At 58.0% G+C, this 15,323-nt stretch carries 16 protein-coding genes; 5 read left to right on the top strand and 11 right to left on the bottom strand.

Translation table 11 applies throughout. The features are described 5' to 3' along the window. Positions 1-192 precede the first annotated feature (192 nt). Positions 193-594, top strand: a complete 402-nt coding sequence (stpA, locus tag PGS10_RS22550; RefSeq protein WP_045395232.1) for a DNA-binding protein StpA — start codon at positions 193-195, stop codon at positions 592-594. A gap of 40 nt (positions 595-634) precedes the next feature. Here the strand turns inward: stpA and PGS10_RS22545 are convergent, their stop codons facing one another. Then, positions 635-814 carry a hypothetical protein gene (locus PGS10_RS22545; RefSeq protein ID WP_045395194.1) on the bottom strand — a complete coding sequence of 60 codons (180 nt, stop codon included), beginning with the start codon at positions 812-814 and terminating at the stop codon, positions 635-637. Positions 815-1,022: 208 nt separating this feature from the next. Between PGS10_RS22545 and lpxO the strand changes: the two genes are divergently transcribed. Continuing rightward, positions 1,023-1,925, top strand: coding sequence for a lipid A hydroxylase LpxO (gene lpxO, locus PGS10_RS22540; RefSeq protein ID WP_045395192.1), 903 nt, complete (start codon positions 1,023-1,025; stop codon positions 1,923-1,925). On the opposite strand, the gene PGS10_RS22535 is transcribed toward lpxO, so the two are convergent. The 3 genes from PGS10_RS22535 to PGS10_RS22525 form a co-directional block, all read right to left on the bottom strand. After that, positions 1,922-2,443 carry a rhodanese family protein gene (locus tag PGS10_RS22535; RefSeq protein WP_045395190.1) on the bottom strand — a complete coding sequence of 174 codons (522 nt, stop codon included), beginning with the start codon at positions 2,441-2,443 and terminating at the stop codon, positions 1,922-1,924. The two genes, lpxO and PGS10_RS22535, sit on opposite strands and share 4 nt — an antisense overlap. A gap of 9 nt (positions 2,444-2,452) precedes the next feature. Further along, a complete protein-coding gene (locus PGS10_RS22530; protein WP_047044355.1) occupies positions 2,453-2,752 on the bottom strand; it encodes an ArsR/SmtB family transcription factor in 300 nt (99 codons plus the stop codon). 78 nt (positions 2,753-2,830) lie between these two features. Beyond that, positions 2,831-3,436: an FMN-dependent NADH-azoreductase gene (locus PGS10_RS22525; protein ID WP_047078725.1), complete on the bottom strand. Its 606-nt coding sequence runs from the start codon at positions 3,434-3,436 to the stop codon at positions 2,831-2,833. Positions 3,437-3,538: 102 nt separating this feature from the next. Between PGS10_RS22525 and PGS10_RS22520 the strand changes: the two genes are divergently transcribed. Both PGS10_RS22520 and PGS10_RS22515 read left to right on the top strand, forming a co-directional pair. Beyond that, complete coding sequence (locus tag PGS10_RS22520) at positions 3,539-4,477, top strand: LysR family transcriptional regulator (protein WP_047078726.1); 939 nt, start codon at positions 3,539-3,541, stop codon at positions 4,475-4,477. A 59-nt stretch (positions 4,478-4,536) separates the two neighbouring features. Then, positions 4,537-5,133, top strand: coding sequence for an undecaprenyl-diphosphatase (locus PGS10_RS22515; RefSeq protein WP_047078727.1), 597 nt, complete (start codon positions 4,537-4,539; stop codon positions 5,131-5,133). Here the strand turns inward: PGS10_RS22515 and PGS10_RS22510 are convergent, their stop codons facing one another. Beyond that, on the bottom strand, positions 5,134-6,915 hold the full coding sequence (locus tag PGS10_RS22510) for a sigma-54-dependent Fis family transcriptional regulator (RefSeq protein ID WP_047078728.1): 1,782 nt from the start codon (positions 6,913-6,915) through the stop codon (positions 5,134-5,136). A 265-nt stretch (positions 6,916-7,180) separates the two neighbouring features. Here PGS10_RS22510 and exaC point away from each other — a divergent pair, with 265 nt between their 5' ends. Further along, positions 7,181-8,701, top strand: a complete 1,521-nt coding sequence (exaC, locus tag PGS10_RS22505; protein ID WP_045395180.1) for an acetaldehyde dehydrogenase ExaC — start codon at positions 7,181-7,183, stop codon at positions 8,699-8,701. A gap of 570 nt (positions 8,702-9,271) precedes the next feature. Here the strand turns inward: exaC and PGS10_RS22500 are convergent. From PGS10_RS22500 to ddpX, 6 genes are read right to left on the bottom strand one after another with little or no spacing between them, the layout of a single operon-like run. After that, positions 9,272-10,216, bottom strand: coding sequence for an oligopeptide/dipeptide ABC transporter ATP-binding protein (locus PGS10_RS22500; RefSeq protein ID WP_015370095.1), 945 nt, complete (start codon positions 10,214-10,216; stop codon positions 9,272-9,274). Beyond that, complete coding sequence (locus PGS10_RS22495) at positions 10,209-11,198, bottom strand: ABC transporter ATP-binding protein (protein WP_047044369.1); 990 nt, start codon at positions 11,196-11,198, stop codon at positions 10,209-10,211. The genes PGS10_RS22500 and PGS10_RS22495 overlap by 8 nt, the downstream gene beginning before the upstream one ends. Then, positions 11,198-12,091, bottom strand: coding sequence for a D,D-dipeptide ABC transporter permease (gene ddpC / locus PGS10_RS22490; protein WP_047044371.1), 894 nt, complete (start codon positions 12,089-12,091; stop codon positions 11,198-11,200). The genes PGS10_RS22495 and ddpC overlap by 1 nt, the downstream gene beginning before the upstream one ends. Beyond that, positions 12,092-13,111 carry an ABC transporter permease gene (locus PGS10_RS22485; protein WP_047078450.1) on the bottom strand — a complete coding sequence of 340 codons (1,020 nt, stop codon included), beginning with the start codon at positions 13,109-13,111 and terminating at the stop codon, positions 12,092-12,094. Between the two features lie 60 nt (positions 13,112-13,171). After that, positions 13,172-14,734, bottom strand: coding sequence for an ABC transporter substrate-binding protein (locus tag PGS10_RS22480; protein WP_316423529.1), 1,563 nt, complete (start codon positions 14,732-14,734; stop codon positions 13,172-13,174). Next, entirely contained in the window at positions 14,731-15,312 is a 582-nt protein-coding gene (gene ddpX, locus PGS10_RS22475; RefSeq protein WP_047078452.1) for a D-alanyl-D-alanine dipeptidase, read from the bottom strand. The genes PGS10_RS22480 and ddpX overlap by 4 nt, the downstream gene beginning before the upstream one ends. Positions 15,313-15,323: the final 11 nt, after the last annotated feature.

The following is a 15,323-nucleotide window of genomic DNA, read 5'->3' as shown; positions in this document are numbered from 1 at the left end:
CATTATTCATCCGCGCCAGTCAGAGTTTGTGTTCTATTTCGATATTGCCCACCAATAAATTTCAGCGCGTTCATAGGCGTAATCCTGTACATATTTATTTGAATAAGCTAAGGCTGGAAATAAATATACATATCTATTAAACTGACCAGGTAATTCTTGTTTTATTTTTTCGATTTGGGATTTTTGATCTTTATGTCTTTTATGTTACAAAAACTGAATAATATTCGCTCACTGCGTGCTATGGCGCGTGAATTCTCCACTGACGTGCTTGAAGAGATGCTGGAAAAACTCAGGATCGTCACTGAAGAAAAACGTGAAGAGCAGCAGAAGACGCAACAGCAGCAGGCGGAATATCAGGAAAAAATTAATACCTGGCTGGAATTAATGGTTGCTGACGGTATTTCACCTGATGAATTAGCGCTGCATGAAATGGCCCCGGCGAAAAGCAGTAAAAAACGTCAGCCGCGCCCGGCTAAATATCGTTACACCGATCATACCGGCGCAGAAAAAACCTGGACTGGCCAGGGCCGTATGCCCAAGCCGATCGCTTTGGCCGTCGCGCAGGGGCAATCACTTGAGAGCTTCCTGATCTAAACAGAGATTGTTTAAACGGTGGGGAAACCCACCGTTTTGCTTAGCAAACGCCGAAATCGCCTTCTTCGGTATAAGGCGTAACATCAACCGCTTTCAGAGTAAATTTCTCACCCTGCTCGTTACTCGCCTGAACAACGATCAGGCTATCGCCATTCACTTCCACTACCTTCAATTTTGGCCCGCCGACGCGCGGTTGTACCAGATCGCCTGTTGTAAACATGGTGTCTCTCCTGAGCATTGGTAACAACTAAGAACCTAAACGATAGCTCAACGATGCTGACGGATTCAACGATCGTGCTGCTTTTTGTTAAAACAATTTATGGGTAGATGTATTATCTTTGTTAATGGTTTTTGTGGCGCTGCGGTGAGTGAAACTGAGACTGCTGGCGCAGAATGATTCAAAACAGAACATGGTCAGATAAGCGAATATGAAGTATATCATTTTACTTATTATTATAATTGCTGTGCTCTACGTCCATTATCGCGGAAAAGTTCGCTATCGTTTCTGGCGTCAGCTTTCCGACCATTCAACTTTTACCGCTCCTCTTAACGGGTTTATGTACCTCTTTTCGCGTGTGCCGAATACCCCGTTTCTGCGTCCGGAGACGTTTCCGGAACTTGCGATATTACAAAAGAACTGGCTGGTTATTCGTGAAGAGGGGATTAATCTGCAGCGTCTGGAGCAAATAAAAGCGGCGGAAAAATATAATGATGCCGGATTTAACTCATTTTTTAAAACCGGTTGGAAACGGTTTTACCTGAAATGGTATGAAGACGCGCATCCCTCCGCAAGCCAGCTATGTCCAAAAACGACTGAACTGCTGCGCGGCATTCCTTCGGTTAAAGCGGCAATGTTCGCCACGTTACCTGATGGTAGCCGTTTGCCTCGCCACCGTGACCCTTATGCCGGGTCGCTGCGTTTTCATCTTGGGCTGGCGACGCCGAATGACGATCGCTGTTTTATTGAAGTGGACGGCGAACGCTATAGCTGGCGCGATGGCGAAGGCGTGCTATTTGACGAAACCTATATTCACTATGCGGAAAATACCAGCGGTGAGAACCGGCTGATTCTGTTTTGCGATATCGAACGGCCCATGCGTTACCGCTGGGCGCAGAAGGTGAACCACTGGCTGGGGCGAAATTTAATGAGCGCCGCCGCCGCGCCGAACGATATCGGCGACCGTACCGGCGGGATTAACCGCAGCTTCCGCTACATTTATCAAATCCGCATTGTCGGCAAGCGTTTGAAAAAATGGAATAAAACGGTTTACTACATCGTCAAATGGCTACTTTTCGGCGGCATTGCGCTACTCATCTGGCAGGCGTTTTAACGTCGGTTCCACGGCATGACCGCCAGCAGGCGCGCCATGCCGCAGAAACCGGTGAGGCCAGCGAAAGTGAGCCCCGCGCCAACGAAACCGCTCAGCAAGAAAAAGCCGCTGTTGACGGCGTATCCCAGCACTACTCCCAGCAAAATCAGCGCGCCGGCGGCGATTTGCACCTGGCGCATTAGCGGCAGCGGCTGGGATTTATCTTCGACTATCGGCAAACCCGCCGCTCGCCATGCCTGAATACCGCCAGCCAGTAGCTTAACCTGCGCGGGCGCGGCGGCGGTGGCCAGAAGGCTGGCGTTATTTTGCGTGCGCGAGCCGGCCTGGCAGTGAAAAATGATTGTTTCTCCCGGCTGCGCATTGAGCGCCGCGCCGTGAGTCAGTTGCTCTAATGGCAGCAGCGTCGCCGCCGGAATATGCTCACGAGCGTATTCGTCGGCAGCGCGGATATCAATCAGCCGTGCGCCCTGGGCGATAAGCGCCTGGGCTTCGTTGGCTGTAACGGTGGCGATAGTCATAAGGACTCCTTACGGGCAGTAAATGGTTTTCAGCGTGGCGATAACCTGCTGAACGGCGGGATGGGTAATGAAATAGCGCAGGCGCTGGGCGTCGCGTTCGCTGTCGATAAGCCCCTCATCGCGCATCCGCGCGAGATGCTGAGAGGTGGCGGAAGGGCTCAGGCCGGTGATTTGCGCCAGGTCTCCCGCGGTTGTACGCGGGGCTTCGCAAAGCATGCACAGAATCAGTAGCCGGTGGGGATTACTCATCGCTTTCAGCAGGACAGCGGCTTCCCCGGCGCTGGCCTGCAGTTGTTGTGCTGTGGTCATTTTATTTTAGTCTTTTCTAAATTTAGATTATTCTAAAATAAAAACTGACCCTTTACCAGCCCGCAGAAGCAGCGGATATCACGCCAGCTGAGCGGCCCTGGCAATATGCTGGCGGGCGTGGGCGATACCTGCATCACGGCCGTGCGGGCGAATATCCATCCCTTCGGCATAGATAAATTCAACGTCACTAATCCCCATCAATCCCAGCACCGCGCGCAGGTAAGGGGTGACCGCATCGCTGGGTTGCCCGTCATGGACGCCGCCGCGCGAACTAATAACCACCGCACGCACGCCTTCAACCAACCCCTGCGGCCAGGTCTCGGTATAGCGGAAGGTTTCCCGCGCTCGCGCCACCAGATCGAACCAGTTTTTGAGATCGGTTGGCACGTTGAGGTTATACATCGGCGCGCCGATCACCAGCAGATCGCTGGCCTTTAACTCGGCGATGAGTGAATCAGAGAGGGCAACCCCTTGCTGAATCGCCGGACGCGAGTCTTGCGCGCCGCGCAGCGCGGCAAACAGCGCGCCGTCGAGTTTCGGCAAGGCGAGGGTGGTCAGATCGTGTTCGACGACCGAATCCTGATGACCGGCCTCGCGGCGGGTCTGCATATATTCATCTATTAGCTGGTTGGTTAGCGACGCCGGACCGTTGATGCTGGATTTTAAAATCAATACGTTACTCATGACGGACTCCTTATAAAGTTGATGGTCCGCAGGGTAACACTGTCTTTTTTTCTCCAGTAGTGACATTATTTTTTATCATTGTATCCACTCGGGAACCAATCAATGCGCAGTGATTTAAATGCGATCCCGGTATTTGTCGCCGTCGTCGAGTGCGGCAACTTTGCGCAAGCCGCTGAGAAGCTGAGCGTGACGCGCTCCGCCGTCGGCAAGACCATTTCCCGGCTGGAGCAGCGGCTCGGCGTCGCGCTGTTTCAGCGCACCACGCGTCGGCAGGCGTTGACCGAAGAAGGCGAGGTCTTTTATCTGCAATCCCGCCGGGCGCTGGATAACCTGCGGGATGCGGAAAATGAAATTCAGCGCGGGAAAACCCAGGTGCAAGGGCGGCTGCGAATCAGCCTGCCGGTGCTGTTTGGCCAGCGCTGCGTGGCGCCGATATTGTTTCCTCTTAGCCAACGTTATCCTGAGCTTAAGCTCGAGCTGTCGTTTAGCGACCGCCAGGTCAATCTGTTTGAAGAAGGGTTCGATATGGCGATACGTATCGGCGCGTTGAGCGACTCCAGCTTTCTTAAGGCCCGGCGTTTAGGCCAGCACGGCATGATTCTTTGCGCATCGCCGTTATATCTACGACATCGGCCAGCGCCGCAGACGCCGGAAGAACTGCACGAGCATCTTACTATTGGCTATCTCTACGCCGGGCAGATGCAGAAATGGCATTTGCGCGATGCGCAGGGAGCGGCGCTCGCGTTTCGCCCTCAGCCCGGACTGGCAATGGATGATTTCGCCGCCATCGCCGCGGCGGCAAAAAGCGGGCTGGGAATCGCCTGGCTGCCGGATTGGCTGGTGGCCGACGAACTAGCGCGGGGAGAACTCCAGCAAATATTGCCGTCGTCGGTCAGCGGCAGCTTTGCGATCAGCGCCGTCTGGCCGGAAGCGGCATGGGTGCCGCAGAAAATTCGCGTAATGGTAGATGAACTGCTGGCGCGGCTGCCGCAGCAGTTAGCCGGTGGTAAAAACCAGGAGGATTCTTCAGCGTCAGGTTAATCCGGGCTTAAGGTATTCTGGCGATAATGACAGTATGATGACTGTGACGAGAACTCGCCATGAACCTGTTAGAAACGTTTAACCAGAGCGCCTTCCTCTCGCTGAATGCCGGGCCTGGTACGCCGGACAGCCTATTGCTGCTGGCGCGATTCTCCGCCAGCTGGATTATCCTTTTAGTCCCGGCGATATTGCTGGGATTATGGTTCCTTGGCGGTCGGCAGGGGCATCGACAGGCGCTGTTTTGCGCCATGACGATTTTGATAGCGTTAGGGCTGGGGTTTGCCTGTGGAACGCTGTGGTTCCATCCGCGGCCGTTTATGATGCCGCTGGGCCATACCTGGATAAGCCACCCGGCGGATAACTCTTTCCCAAGCGATCACGGCACCGTAATGTTCAGCGCCGCCTTCGCGCTGCTGTCATTACGCCTGCGCGGCATGGGGCTGCTGGTGCTGGCGGCGGCGCTACCGGTAGCGTGGGCGCGTATTTTTCTCGGCGTCCATTTCCCGCTGGATATGCTGGGCGCGGCGCTGATTTCAGCACTGGGCCTCTGCGTGGCAAAAGTGATCTGGCAACGGCTGGGGCAGACGCTGGTGGCGCTGTGCGAAGCGCTGAGTCGCCGTCTCTTTTCCTGGCTGCCGGCGCGCTTTACGCCGTAGTCACTTCCTTTGTACGCGCGCGGCCCGTCGATACAGCGTGCTGCGCGCGACGCCTAACGCCTGCGCCGCTTTACTCACATTGCCGTTAAAGCGGGCCAGCGTATCGGCAATCAGCTTTGCATCATGTTGTTGAAGCCCGCCTGGAGCGCTGGTTTGCTGCGCGCTTTGATACTCCTCGGGCAGCGCCGCGACGCCCAGGCATTCGCCATCGTCCGCCAGCGCCAACAGGACTTTGAGCAGGCTTTGCAACTGACGCACGTTACCCGGCCAACGACATAATGTCAGTTGATGAATCAGCGCATCGGAGAGCGTGATATGGCGTTCTGCCGCGCCAAGCGAGCGCCACAGCGCAGGAATAAACTGCTTGAGTTCAGACCAGTGGCGTAGCGGCGGGATGGTAAAAGCGTATTCGCGCAGGCGGTAGAGCAGGTCCTCGCGAAACGCGCCTTCGGCGACGCGCTGCGCGAGATGACGGTGGGTGGCACAAATCAAGGCGAAGTTCACCGGCGCGCTGCGATTCCCGCCCAGCGGCATGACCTCTTTTTCCTGCAATACCCGCAGCAGACGGGTTTGCAGAGCCAGCGGCATATCGCCGATTTCATCGAGGAACAGCACTCCGCCATCGGCTTCGCGAATTTTGCCGATATAGCCGTTTTTATTCGCGCCGGTAAAGGCCCCCGCCTGATAACCGAAAAGCTCCGATTCAATCAGCGATTCGGGGATGGCCGCGCAGTTGATGGCGACGAATTTACCGCTGCGCCAGCGGCTATGCGCATGCAACTCACGGCTGAGGAACTCTTTACCGCAGCCGGTTTCCCCTTCGATACACAATGCGATACCGGCGTTGAGTAAGCGGACCATTTTCTCGCCTTCGCCGGACGCGCAAAACGGCAGGTTGAGCGCTGGTTGCGCGGGGACGGCGACGCTGGCGCGGGTTGGCGCGCGCAGACGGTAGTAGTAGCCACGTTGCTGGAAGGTCATCGGCAGCGGCACGCTAACCGCCGTTTGCGTCAGGCGGGGGAACAACTGCTGGAAGGTCATTTGCCCTATCTGTCCAGCCTGCAGGCCCAGTTCGCGGATGGCCAGCCGATTGGCCGCGGTCAGCAGGTTATCGGAGAAGACCAGCAGCAGCTCTTCGGCGCTATCGAGCTTCTGCACCCGCGAGTGCAGGCTCATTAACCACTGCTGCGGATGCAGGCTCTGTTTCACCCACAGATATTCAATCTGTTTGGCGGCCTCTTTAATCCACGCCAGAGAGTGGGGATGCGGGATATGCGCCGGGCCGGAAATATCCAGCGCCCCGGCAATCTGGCCATCGGGGCTTTGTAGGGGTACCGCCGCGCAGTACAAATCCTGATTACGGGTTAAATAGTGTTGACGGCCTTCGACTTCGCAGCTGTCGTCAATCGCCAGCGCGGTACCGATAGCGTTGGTGCCGCGACCGCTTTCGCTCCAGATATTGCCAGGCTCCAGCGCGAAGCTTTGCGCTTTTTTCATTGCCGCGCTATTGCCGAAGGTTTGGAGCACCAGCCCGCTGGCATCGGAAAGAATAACTACCGATTGCAGCCCGGCGGCACGTTGCGCCAGCGGCGTCGCCACCGGTTGCGCCAGCCGCTGTAGGCTGCGGTTGCTTTCCAGCACGTCGGCCAGTTCGCCGCCGCGCAGGCGCGGAAACTCGTCGCTCGTTGGCTGCAGGCCGTAGCGCTGGCTGCGTTGCCAGGAGTCGCTCAGCAGCGCGCTGGACTGCGCCTCGGGGGTGATAGTGAACGGATTTCCTTGCACGGCGCACCTCGTGGTCGGCTGGGTTGTGTTGCAATATTGTAGCTATTTGGTTTTATTGATGTTGCGATTCGCAACACAGAAGCGGGATCCTGTGCGACAAAGAGGACGCGAATTGGCAAGGGGATATATTTAATTATTTGAAAATTATTAAGTTTATTAGGAGTGCATAAAGTTGGCATAACCCCTGCTACAGGAGAAAGCGTGCAGCGGACAATAGCAAAAAACACCACGCCGCTGCGCCTTAACCCTACAGAAGGAGATTGCTATGCGTTATGTTCATCCTGGCAAACCGGGCGCTTTGGTTTCATTCAAATCGGCCTACGGCAACTTCATAGATGGTAAATTCGTCGAGCCGTTAAGCGGCGAATATTTCATGAATACTTCTCCCGTCGATGGGAGCAACATTGCGCAGTTTCCCCGCTCCGACGCCAAAGATATTGATTTTGCCCTTGATGCGGCACACCGGGCGGCGGACGCCTGGGGGCGAACCTCGGTACAGCAGCGTTCCCATCTTCTGCTGCAGGTTGCCGACCGCATTCAGGAGAATCTGGAGTATCTGGCGGTTGCGGAGAGCTGGGATAACGGTAAACCGATCCGTGAAACCCTGAACGCCGACCTGCCGCTGGCGGTCGATCATTTCCGTTATTTCGCCGGTTGTCTGCGCGCGCAGGAAGGTAGTACCGCCGAAATTGATGATACCACCGTGGCTTATCATTTCCACGAACCGTTGGGCGTGGTCGGGCAAATTATTCCGTGGAACTTCCCGCTGCTGATGGCGGCATGGAAACTGGCGCCCGCGCTGGCGGCAGGTAACTGCGTGGTCTTAAAACCGGCGGAGCAGACGCCGCTAAGTATTACTTTGCTGATGGAAATCATCGGCGATCTGTTCCCGGCTGGGGTGTTGAACGTGGTACAGGGCTTTGGCAAAGAGGCCGGCGAAGCGCTAGCCACCAGCAAGCGGATCGCCAAAATTGCCTTTACCGGTTCGACGCCGGTGGGCCGTCATATTATGGCCTGCGCGGCGGAGAATATTATTCCCTGTACCGTTGAGCTGGGCGGCAAATCGCCGAATATCTATTTCGCCGACGTAATGGATGGTGAGGAGGAGTTCATCGAGAAGGCGGTGGAAGGGCTGGTACTGGGCTTCTTCAATCAGGGGGAAGTTTGTACCTGTCCATCGCGCGCGTTGATCCACGAATCGATCTACGAGCCGTTTATGGAGCGGGTAATGGCGAAAGTGATGCAGATCCGTCGCGGCGATCCGTTTGATACCGAAACGATGATCGGCGCTCAGGCATCACGCCAGCAGTTCGATAAGATCCTGTCGTATATCAAGATCGCTCGTGATGAAGGCGGGCAGATCCTCACCGGCGGCGATCGCGCGAGCATTACCGCCGAGCTGGATAGCGGCTTCTATATTCAGCCGACGCTGATTAAAGGGCACAACGAGATGCGCAGCTTCCAGGAGGAGATCTTTGGCCCGGTCATCGGCGTGACCACCTTTAAGGACGAGGCTGAGGCGCTGGCGATTGCTAACCAGACGCAGTTTGGTTTAGGGGCCGGGGTATGGACGCGGGATACCAACCTGGCGTACCGCATGGGGCGCGGCATCAAGGCCGGACGAGTGTGGACTAACTGCTATCACGTTTACCCGGCGCATGCCGCGTTTGGCGGCTATAAGCAGTCCGGCGTCGGGCGGGAAACCCACAAGATGGCGCTGGAAGCCTATCAACAGACCAAAAACCTGCTGGTGAGCTACGGCACTGCGCCGTTGGGGCTGTTCTGATTCATTTATAACGGCTGACCCGGGGGCGGCGTAAGCGCCTTCCCCGGGCTACCTATGGCACTGGGCCACTCATTGCACTGGATCTGTAGGCCCGCGCAAGCGCAGCGCCGCCGGGCAATATCCGCGGATAAGGCGCCGCTTTTGCGCCGGATGGCGGCTTCGCCTTATCCGGCCTACGGTCTGTGCGGCCTGCCTTTAATTTATTCACCATGCTGGCTGAAACTGCCGGTGTTGGTGGCCTCAAAATCGCTGAGACGTTCCCGGAAGGCCGGGGCAGCCCGCATGGATGCGGGCTGAGGGCCGTGACTTGCAGGGACGCAGCCTCGGCCCGACCCGGAGCCTGCAGGGATAAGTCGAAGGTACCACGAAGTGGCGATTTTGGCGGCCAGAGCCCGGGAGTACAGAGGGCGGCGGCGACTGGCCGCCCTCTGTGCGCTCCCTGCGCCATGAGAGCCATAACGCAGAAGAAATATCGGGAGCGCAATGTGCTCTGAATTAACACAAAGCACATGTTTTCCGTACACAAAACCGTTGCAAACCGATAACAGTAGCGCCGGGCGGCGTCCGGTCTCATCTTATTGTTTGCGCTTTCCAGCAGCGGACCTGCGCGCCATTCGCTTGCGCCTCCAGCGGCTGAGGCCGTTCGCAGCCCTGGCTGGCGTAAGGACAGCGTTCCCGAAAGTAGCAGCCCGTCGGCAGCCGGCGGTTGCCCGGTAGTTCGGTATTGCGCACGCCTTCGCCTAACGGTGAGCCGATACGCGGTACCGACTCCATCAATAGCCGGGTATAAGGATGCGCAGGATTATCCAGCACCTGCCGCGCCTCGCCCATTTCAACGATTTGCCCGAGATACATCACCGCCACCCGATCGCTCATATGACGTATCACCGAGACGTTATGCGAAATCAGCACGTAGGTGAGATTCTGCCGCTGCTGCAGTTCGACCAGCAGATTAAGGATCTGCGCCTGCACTGAGATGTCCAGCGCCGAAGTCGGCTCATCGAGCACGATAATCTCCGGCTGCGACGAGAGCGCGCGGGCGATGGCGATACGCTGGCGCTGGCCGCCGGAAAAAGCGTGCGGCAGCCGATCGAGATATTCGCTACGGATCCCCACCTGTAGCGCCAGCTGCTCGGCGAGATCGCGACGCGCCTTTTCAGGCATGCGCGACTGGATCCACACCGGTTCGGTGATGGTGCGCCAGACCGGTAGCCGCGGATCCAGCGACGAGAGCGGATCCTGAAACACCATCTGCATGCGTCCACTCTGGTTTTCGCCGCGCGCCGGCGCGCGGGTGAAGTGGCCGGAAGAGGGCTTTAGCATGCCCATCAGCAGCTTCGCCAGGGTGCTTTTCCCACAGCCGGATTCGCCCACGATCCCTAAGGTTTCGCCGCGTCTGGCCGTCATATCCAGCCCATTTAGCGCATAGACGCGTTCGATGACTTTCCCGCGCCAGTTTTTCTGCGCGGCGAACGTCAGGTGCACATCATTGAGGGTTAATAGCGTCTCAGACATGGGCATTCTCCCGTTGCGGATACCAGCAGGCAGCCTGTCTGTCGGCGGCGTTATCATGAGCCTGCAGCGTAGGGGTAATACCGCAGGCTTCACCCGCGGCGAAGCAGCGTTCGCGGAAGGCGCAGCCGGCGGGAAGACGCGCCAGATTCGGCACGGTGCCGGGGATAGAACGTAGCGGCGCGCGCGGTTCGCCATTATCGGGGGCGCTGTTTAACAGACCGATAGAGTAGGGATGCTGGGGATGTTGCAGCACCTCTGCGGTTTTGCCGCTTTCAATGACCGCGCCGGCGTACATGACGTACAGCCGATCGCACACCTGAGAAACCACCGCCATATCGTGGCTGATAAACAGCACCGCCGTGCCGGTCGCCTGGGCCTTTTGCTTCAGCAGGCGCAACACCTGACGCTGCACGGTGACGTCCAGCGCGGTGGTCGGTTCGTCGGCAATCAGCAGGTCGGGCTCGCAAGAAAAGGCGATAGCGATCATCACCCGCTGGCGCATGCCGCCGGAGAGTTCGAAAGGATAGCGCTTGAGCACGCTTTGCGGGTCGGCGATTTGCATATCCGCCAGCAACTCGACGGCGCGGGCGCGCGCCTCACGCAGCGACATGGGACGGTGCTGGCGGATGACGTCTACCATCTGCTTACCGATGCGTCGGGTGGGGTTAAGCGCGGTCATCGGCTCCTGAAAAATCATCGCGACCTTGCTGCCGCGAATATCGCGTAGCGTTTTTTCCGTCAGGGTGAGCATATCGTGGCCCATCAGGGTGATAGCGCCGCTATGAATATGATAGCTGCCGGCGGAGAGCAGACGCATCGCCAGCATCGCGGTCACCGATTTACCGGAACCCGACTCGCCCACCACGCCGACGATTTCGCCGCGATCGATGTGCAGCGAGATATTATTCAGCACGTTGACCTGGCCCTGATAGACCGGGAAACTCAGGCGAACGTTATCGATAGTTAAGACCCTATTTTCCATTAGTTGCGCCCTCCGGCCTTGGGATCCAGCAGATCCTGGATGCCATCGCCAAACAGGTTAAAGCCGACGGCGGTGATCAGGATCGCCGCCCCGGGGAAGGCGCAGTACCACCACTGATCGAGCACGTAGTTGCGACCGTTAGCGACCATCGCGCCCCATTCCGCGGTAGGCTGCTGGGCGCCGAGGCCAATAAAACCGAGCGTGGCGGCCATCAGGATCGCGCTGCCGATATCCAGCGAGGCCTGCACCACCAGCGGCGGCAGGGCGTTACGCAGAATATGCCAGCTGATCAGATGCCAGCGCGAGGCGCCAAACGTCACCGAGGCCTCGACGAAAGTATGCTGACGCACGACCAGCGTCTGGCCGCGGGCCAGTCGCACGTAAAATGGAATACGCACGATGGCGATCGCCAGCATCGCGTTGAACAGGCTCGGGCCTAACGCCGCCGCCAGCGCCATGGTCAGCACCAGCGACGGAATCGACAGCATAATGTCCATCAAGCGCATAATTAGCGCGTCGCTGCGCCCGCCCAATACCCCGGAGAGGCAGCCCAGCAGCGAACCGCTGATCCCGGCGATCAATACCACCGCCAGCCCGGCGGCCACCGACTGCTGGCTGCCGATCAGCACGCGGCTGAACAGATCGCGGCCAACCTCGTCGGTACCAAACCAGTGAGCGAACGACGGCGCCTGCAGACGCGCGGCAAGATTAATGGCGTTAGGATCGTGCGGCGTCAGCCACGGCGAGAAGATCATTAAAAACAGCATAACCAACATGATCGCCGCGCCAATCAGCGTTAGCGGGCTCTGGCGGATCAACCACCAACGACGCTTCCAGTGGCCGCTTTTTTCAGCCTTTGGCCGTGGAAGCGGTTGTTCCTGAGTCATCATCACTTAGCTTTCTCCCCGACCCATGCGCGGGTCGATCCATAAATAGAGCAGGTCGACTACCAGGTTGACCAGTACGTAAGCAAAGGAGACCACGATGGCGAAGCCCATCACGGCGGGGAAATCGAGCGCCTGAATCGAAGACACCACGTAGGCGCCCATCCCCGGCCAGGCGAACACCGTCTCCGTGAGCACCGCGCCGTACAGCAGATCGCCCAGCGCCAGCCCGAGCACGGTGATAGAGGGGATCAGCGCGTTGGGTAGCGCATAGCGCACCACAATGGTGAATTTCGGCAGGCCGCTGGCCAGCGCGGTACGAATGTAGTCCTCATTGAGCTGCTCGAGCATCGCCGAGCGGATCTGCCGGGCGACGATGCCAAGATGAACGAAGGCAAGGGTGGCTGCCGGTAAAATGAGGTGCTGCAGGGCATTGAAGAAGACCTCGACATTGCCTTCCAGCAGTGAATCCAGCAGATAAAAACCGCTGACGCGGGTGGGCGGATCGAACCAGTCATCGAGCCTGCCGCTGCCGGGCAGCCAGTCGAGCTTGCCGTAAAACAAGACGATTACTCCGAGACCGAGCCAGAATGCCGGAGTCGAGATGCCGGTCAGCGCCATCAGGCGCACCAGGTGATCGGTCCAGCGATTGCGGTATACCGCCGACAGCACGCCGAGCGGGATGCCAACCAGCAGGGCAATCAGCAGCGCGCAAAAGGCCAGCTCCAGCGTCGCCGGGAAGAAGGTTTTTAAATCTTCCAGTACCGGGCGGCCGGTGCGAATCGAGGTGCCGAGATCGCCGTGGAGCAGGGCGTTAACGTAGCGGGCAAATTGCTGCCAGAGCGGTAAATCCAGCCCCAGCTGCTGGCGAATATGGCGGACGATTTCATCGCTGGCGCGATCGCCCGCCAGCAGCCGCGCCGGGTCGCCGGGAATCAGGTGCGAAATAATAAACGTAATCACGCAGACGCCGGCGACGACTAATATCAGCCCCCAACAGCGCTGTCGTATTAAACCCCAGAAACTCATGATGACGCTCCTCGGCCGGGCCTGTGACGGCCCGACCAGACAAGATGGAGAGACGGCCCGCTACTTGTGCATGTCGGCGATATTGTAAATCTGCTCAAGCATCGGGTTGAAAACGAAGCCTTTCACCTCTTTGTTCATGGCGACCTGATAGTTTTTCTGGAACAGATAGACGTAGGCGGCGTCATCAATGACGGTCTTTTGCGCCTGCTGATAATCTTTGGTTCGCGCCGCCTGATCGGTGGTGGCAACCGCCTGTTTCAACAACGCATCAACCTGCGGGTTGTCGTAGAACGCGCGGTTTCCCGGCAGCCCTTTTTTGTCCGACTCGAACCAGTAGTTCATAAACATATAGGGGTCGGCGAAGTCCGGGCTCCAGTTACCGATCGCGATGTCGTAATCACCTTTACCCACGCGCTCGCGCATGGTGGCGTTGGCCAGTTTCTCCAGCTTGACCTGGATACCCAGCGCCTGCAGATTGGCCTGGGTGGAGAGCGCAATCGGCTCCCAGTTCGGATCGTTATCGGAGTAGAGGAACGTCAGCGTTTTCGGCTTATCCGCCACCTTATCCAGCGCCGCTTTGGCTTTGTCGAGATCTAATGAATACTGCATGGCGCTGGCGTCGTAGCCCCACATGCCATCGGGGATCGGCCCTCGCATCTGCTTACCGTTACCGCCGAGAATGCCGTCGACCATGCCTTTATAGTCCGTTGCCCACGACACCGCGCGGCGCAGATCCGCCTGGTTCATCGGCGCTTTGCTGTTGTTGAGATACAGGTAGGTGACGCGCAGTGCCGGGTAGTCGTAGACCGCCACCTTGTCCTCTTTCTTCAACGCCGCAAACTGATCGACCGGCAGGGCGTCGGCGATATCCAGGTCGCCTTTAGTCAACTGCAGACGACGGGCGGCGCTTTCGCCGATGATTTTCACCGTGACGCGCTTAAAGGCCGGCTTATTGCCGCTGAAGTGCGGGTTGGGCACCAGCACCAACTGTTGGCCTTTCTGCCAGCGCTGCAGGCTATACGCGCCGGAGCCCGCGGTGTGCTCGGCCAGATAGGCGCGGGCGTCATCGGCGGCGTTGGCTTTCAGCACCGCCGGGTTAATGATGGAGGCGCCGTCATTGGCGAGGGTATGCAGGAACGGCGCGAAAGATTCCGGCAGCGTGAAACGAACGGTGGCCGGATCGACGACATCTACCTTCAGCCCGCTGGGAAACGCCTCCGATGGCCCCTGTTTAATACGCATCAGGCGTTCAAAAGAGAGTTTGACCGCCTCTGCCGTCACCGGCGAGCCGTCGTCAAACTGCGCGCCTTTGCGCAGGGCGAAGGTCCAGGTTTTGCCGTCGTCGGAGGCCTGCCAGTTTTCGGCGAGATCCCCTTCGACATCGGTGGAACCTTTACCATTATTGGTTTTGTATTTGACCAGCCGCTGATAGGCCGGGTAGGTCACCGTCCAGTCATTGTTATCGATGGTGACGGCCGGGTCGAGCGTTTGCGGGTCAGCGGCTTTGCCGATCACCAGCATATCTTTCGGCACCGCGGCAAAGGCGGAAGGGATGGCGGCGCAGAGCGCGGCGGCTAACAGTAACGGGCGAAAACCTAAGGATGCTGGGCGAGTCATGTTCATGGTGAAACTCCGTCAATCTGAGCGGGGGAGAAACAGGCGAAAACATCGTCGAGTAGCGGATAATCGGCCGCGCCCGGTAGTTCGAAGTGCCACCATTCCGTGGTAATGCCTTTAAAGCCGCCGCCGAACATAATGGCGTTCAGTAACAGGCGATTACGCTGCGCCTCCTGCGCCACCGCCGGGTGGTAGGGATGCGAGCGATCGTCCATTTCGTCAAAGGCGGTGCCCATGTCGAGTAGGTTGTTGTGGTCATCGAGTAGCGTTACATCGATGGCGGTGCCGCGGCTGTGGTTGGAACCGATATCGGCCGGCACGACGTAATCCTGGTTCGGGCAGGCATTCCATAGCAGCTGCTGGGCGCGCTGTGGACGATAGGCGTCAAGCACCAGCAGGCGATAGCCCGCAAGCGCAGCGATGGCGATGGATTTCTCCAGCGCGACGGCCGCATCGGGGTGCAGCAGGCAGCGGGCTTCGCGATAAATCGGTTGGCCGGTAATGTTATCGGCGGTGGCGTATTTCAGGTCGACAGGCAGCGTGGGAAAACGCGCGGCGATATCCACCAGGGAAAGATGGCTCATCGAAAATTTCC

Origin of the sequence: Klebsiella sp. 141153, assembly GCF_032601995.1 — a bacterium.
GTDB lineage: Bacteria > Pseudomonadota > Gammaproteobacteria > Enterobacterales > Enterobacteriaceae > Klebsiella > Klebsiella aerogenes.
The sequence above is the reverse complement of the archived record's forward strand: the minus strand, read 5'-3'. Positions and strand labels throughout refer to the sequence as shown.

Bases quoted from the DNA above. Each gene is read 5' to 3' on its own strand.
- stpA (WP_045395232.1), top strand. From the start codon at position 193: ATGTCTTTTATGTTACAAAAACTGAATAATATTCGCTCACTGCGTGCT.
- PGS10_RS22545 (WP_045395194.1), bottom strand. From the start codon at position 814: ATGTTTACAACAGGCGATCTGGTACAACCGCGCGTCGGCGGGCCAAAA.
- lpxO (WP_045395192.1), top strand. From the start codon at position 1,023: ATGAAGTATATCATTTTACTTATTATTATAATTGCTGTGCTCTACGTC.
- PGS10_RS22535 (WP_045395190.1), bottom strand. From the start codon at position 2,443: ATGACTATCGCCACCGTTACAGCCAACGAAGCCCAGGCGCTTATCGCC.
- PGS10_RS22530 (WP_047044355.1), bottom strand. From the start codon at position 2,752: ATGACCACAGCACAACAACTGCAGGCCAGCGCCGGGGAAGCCGCTGTC.
- PGS10_RS22525 (WP_047078725.1), bottom strand. From the start codon at position 3,436: ATGAGTAACGTATTGATTTTAAAATCCAGCATCAACGGTCCGGCGTCG.
- PGS10_RS22520 (WP_047078726.1), top strand. From the start codon at position 3,539: ATGCGCAGTGATTTAAATGCGATCCCGGTATTTGTCGCCGTCGTCGAG.
- PGS10_RS22515 (WP_047078727.1), top strand. From the start codon at position 4,537: ATGAACCTGTTAGAAACGTTTAACCAGAGCGCCTTCCTCTCGCTGAAT.
- exaC (WP_045395180.1), top strand. From the start codon at position 7,181: ATGCGTTATGTTCATCCTGGCAAACCGGGCGCTTTGGTTTCATTCAAA.
- PGS10_RS22500 (WP_015370095.1), bottom strand. From the start codon at position 10,216: ATGTCTGAGACGCTATTAACCCTCAATGATGTGCACCTGACGTTCGCC.
- PGS10_RS22495 (WP_047044369.1), bottom strand. From the start codon at position 11,198: ATGGAAAATAGGGTCTTAACTATCGATAACGTTCGCCTGAGTTTCCCG.
- PGS10_RS22485 (WP_047078450.1), bottom strand. From the start codon at position 13,111: ATGAGTTTCTGGGGTTTAATACGACAGCGCTGTTGGGGGCTGATATTA.
- PGS10_RS22480 (WP_316423529.1), bottom strand. From the start codon at position 14,734: ATGAACATGACTCGCCCAGCATCCTTAGGTTTTCGCCCGTTACTGTTA.
- ddpX (WP_047078452.1), bottom strand. From the start codon at position 15,312: ATGAGCCATCTTTCCCTGGTGGATATCGCCGCGCGTTTTCCCACGCTG.